Raw genomic sequence first — 3,530 nt, 5'->3', positions numbered from 1 at the left:
CCCGTGGGATCATGGGGCTTTCTTCCGGTTTTTGGACGAAACGGGGAGATTTATGATGGATATTATACCCCGAAGTCAGGCCAACTCATTGCCTTTGTTCAGGTTTTTACTTTTGCAGGGGCGACGACTTACGGAAGGCTCTACAACGGCTCAATTAATAATTGATATCGACCATAGGCAATCCGGGGCATCGTGTCACTCGTCTTAATTCTCACGACAGTTTTTGCCGGAATCTGAGTTGCCCCGCTCTGATAGGCCGCTTCCGCGTCGCCAGGCTCCCAGGCGATACCAAGTTTTTCCAGCCCAGCTTTTGCTACTTCATCGAATCCGCCGCTAGCGTCCAGCATTGTTTGGCCAGTGATCCGATTTTTGCGGGCTTTTGCCAATAGGCCCTCGCCGATTTGCACCAATGCTCCACCGTCGATTAAACGCGCCATCGCTCGACCCACCTGCTCATCGGAGCCATAACCAGCAAAGTCGCTTTGGAGAAAAACCAGTTCATCACTATTAGCGATCGTCCGTCGAACTCTGAGCAACAGTTTCGATTCGTTGGTGGTCATATCATTTCACTCCCAGCAGTCTGACCGATAACCTGGCTGGCACGACATTCACAAGCTGTTAACACGGCTTTCGAGGTACCGGATAGAGTCGACAATTTCTTCAAAGCTCGGAGGTGTTGAGTAAATCATTCCCGCACCCACCATTTTCTCATAGTCGTCTTGCAGCCCATCCAGAGTGTCGGTCTCTGGTAATAGTTTTAGCCGTCCATCAAGACATGCGTCATAGTTCGCGTAGCCCGTATGGAAGAAAACTTTCTTATGGCGAACAACATCCTCTAACAGCGCCCGATTTTCGACAGCTGCCCGGCCGGTGGGATGCTCTGCAAGCATCACCAAGTCGTACCAATGCCTGGACAGTCTTTCAGCACTCTCCCTAAGCTTACCTCGGTTGCATTCAACATGTATGAGGGTGGCTTTTTCCCAGAATGTTCGTTCCGGCGAAAGAACCACGACCTCACTCCTCGGATAGACGAGGTCTTGCGTCAACTCAGAGATGTATGGGGAGACCGTATGAATTTCGTTGGGGTCGATAACATTCCTTCCACCGAGCTCAATGAGCACCTGCGAACGGATATATTCGCCCGCTCCCTCTACAACCGATGGGTAAGTGACCCAGATTTTTTCCCCTCCATCGTCCAACTCAATGGTGTGATGCTCAGCCGTTGGCAATTTGGCCAATTCACTTTCAAGGTGTGGGACGACCACGTCGTTTGCATAGGCAAAGACATAGCTTTTTAGCCGATCACTGAACTGCTTGGTTTTGGTCCGGCTTGCCCCCTCCGCGAATGGATCAAAATCCTCCTTGAAGGCCCGATAATCCAGTGTGATATCGACATCCTCGGAAAAACGATCAATCACACCGTAAACTTTGGAGAGCGATGTCCCCCCTTTAAAGGCCATAGGATGGGCGCCGTGCATGGAGAACAGCGTCTGCAAAACCCAGCAAACCCATATATCCTTCTCCAGTACTGATGCACTGCGAGCCAGTTGAGGTGCAACAGTCTGAAGGATATCGCTTTGGTCCTCTGCCGGAAGTTCGAGAAACACCTGCTCAGCCATGGACGTGCTCTGCCCCGTATTGCCTAAAAGCCTCACTCATCCAGGCCGGCATGCGGGAGGAAAGCAGTGTCTCGAACTCCTCTTCGCTCAGCCCTTCCTTGATCCGCTTCACGACCTCGGTACTGACATTGTTTTTACCCAGATACCAAAGCGCAGAGAGGGCCAAGCCAGGCCTCTTGCCCGCATGCTGGAGCTTCCTCTGACTGCTGGTGTGCATGAGCTTCACCTTAAGGTTGCCGATGTGAATTTCACGAGTAGGTCCATTCGTGTAGTAGACCGGTGTCGTTGGCATCTGCGTACTGAGCTTGAAGCGGCGAGCCGCTTCGGCCCCGTGGACCTGAATGGTTTCTCCATGATCTCTCGCGATCACCTCGACCACACGTGACACGTCAGGCATAACATTGCCCACAAACCGGCTTTGCTTGGGTCTGACGAAAACACCGCGCGCGACCCGCTGGATAGCACCTTCTTCTACGAGCCTGGACAGAGCCTTATCGACAGCAGCACGCGACCCCAGCCTCAGGAAACGGCTGTTGGTGAACGGTTCCCCTTGGGGGACTTGCGCGATTTGGTGCTGGACTGACTCTTTAACGGACATGATACATATCTCCACCGGTTGTCAGAAAAACTATCATTTTTTCGGACATAGCTCAAGCTTTAACCTTGCCCCTACGATTCGGCTACCGGTCAGGTCGCCTCTCTCGCACTCGTAGCCGTTGTACCCGCCAGAACCAGAGGATCAAAAAGTGGCCGCTCCCTCGGTTTACGGGGAAATAGACAGGACCAAACAAGCTATGCCCAACCGGAGTGCACCTCGACTGAATTTGGTTTCGATCCCAAAGATCTTTGAAAATTGAGTAAATGGAGTTTTTACGAAATTAGACGAGTCTCACGTTGACCTGCCCCCAGCATTTAATCCAACTGCTCCCTAGTAATGTCCGTTACTTTTGAATCAGTTGTTCCAAGTCGGAGAGCGGAGGCAAATTCGAAGGGTGTCTGATACCCCAAGGATGAATGTGGACGCCGCTCATTGTAATCCACGCGCCAGATACTGATCTGCTCTCGGGCATGCGCGAGATCCCGGAACCAGTGTTCATTCAGACACTCATCCCGGAATTTTCCGTTAAAGCTCTCGACATAGCCGTTCTGCATTGGCTTTCCGGGCTGTATCAGCTTCAGTTCAACGCCATGGCGGTAAGCCCATTGATCAAGGGCTCTGCCAGTAAATTCCGGCCCCTGGTCGGTTCTAACGGCCTTCGGGTAGCCTCGGAAGGCGGCTATGCCATCCAGGGTGCGGATGACCTGTTCGCCTGAGAGGCCCATGGCCACGGGAATGTCGAGGCACTCCTTGGTGAAGTCATCCACGATCGTTAGGCACTTGATCCTGCGACCGTTGGCCAAGGAGTCCATAACAAAGTCCATGGACCACGTATGGTTCGGCATATCAGGCAACACCAAGGGCTGCCGTTCGACCAACACGCCTTTACGGCGCTTGCGTTTGCGGACGGCCAGGCCGGCTTCGCGATAAAGCCGATAAACCTTCTTGTGATTCACCTCAGCACCCTCACGACGCAGCAACTGGTGAACGCGCCGGTATCCGAACCGGCGACGTTCGAACGCAATGGCTTTGATACGCTCAGTCAGTTCGCGCTCTTCCGGCGAGCGCTGACACTGATACCGCATCGTTGCGCGGGATAACCCGACGAGTGAACAGGCCTTGCGCTCGGATATCGTCGTCTCCGACAGCATGGTGCGCACGGCCTCGCGCTTGTTCCCGACGGTCAGTAGTCGCCCCTGCAAAACGCCGTTTTCAGACAGCCAGCAATTTACCGGTCTCTGCCGATTCATCCGGCAACGCCGGGATTGACCATAAAATAGCCAATATCAGGCGTAAATGCCGTCCGTCTTCAT

3 protein-coding genes and 1 pseudogene are annotated in these 3,530 nt (G+C 53.3%); all 4 read right to left on the bottom strand.

Annotated features, from left to right (window positions below; all coding sequences use genetic code 11):
• Positions 1 to 140: 140 nt before the first annotated feature.
• Positions 141 to 560 carry a hypothetical protein gene (locus J3364_RS22460; protein WP_349560396.1) on the bottom strand — a complete coding sequence of 140 codons (420 nt, stop codon included), beginning with the start codon at positions 558 to 560 and terminating at the stop codon, positions 141 to 143.
• Positions 561 to 608: 48 nt separating this feature from the next.
• Positions 609 to 1,619, bottom strand: a complete 1,011-nt coding sequence (locus J3364_RS22455) for a nucleotidyl transferase AbiEii/AbiGii toxin family protein (protein ID WP_349560395.1) — start codon at positions 1,617 to 1,619, stop codon at positions 609 to 611.
• Positions 1,612 to 2,217: a DUF6088 family protein gene (locus J3364_RS22450; RefSeq protein WP_349560394.1), complete on the bottom strand. Its 606-nt coding sequence runs from the start codon at positions 2,215 to 2,217 to the stop codon at positions 1,612 to 1,614. The genes J3364_RS22455 and J3364_RS22450 overlap by 8 nt, the downstream gene beginning before the upstream one ends.
• A gap of 314 nt (positions 2,218 to 2,531) precedes the next feature.
• Positions 2,532 to 3,410: pseudogene (locus J3364_RS22445) on the bottom strand (IS3 family transposase); the annotation flags it as partial.
• Positions 3,411 to 3,530 lie beyond the last annotated feature (120 nt).

The sequence above is a fragment of the Marinobacter sp. NFXS9 genome (assembly GCF_040148665.1).
In the GTDB taxonomy this organism is placed as follows: domain Bacteria; phylum Pseudomonadota; class Gammaproteobacteria; order Pseudomonadales; family Oleiphilaceae; genus Marinobacter_A; species Marinobacter_A mangrovi.
This window is presented reverse-complemented; position numbering and strand designations above follow the sequence as displayed.

Excerpts from the sequence above, each read along its gene's own strand:
- J3364_RS22450 (WP_349560394.1), bottom strand. The coding sequence starts at position 2,217 with ATGTCCGTTAAAGAGTCAGTCCAGCACCAAATCGCGCAAGTCCCCCAA.
- J3364_RS22455 (WP_349560395.1), bottom strand. The coding sequence starts at position 1,619 with ATGGCTGAGCAGGTGTTTCTCGAACTTCCGGCAGAGGACCAAAGCGAT.
- J3364_RS22460 (WP_349560396.1), bottom strand. The coding sequence starts at position 560 with ATGACCACCAACGAATCGAAACTGTTGCTCAGAGTTCGACGGACGATC.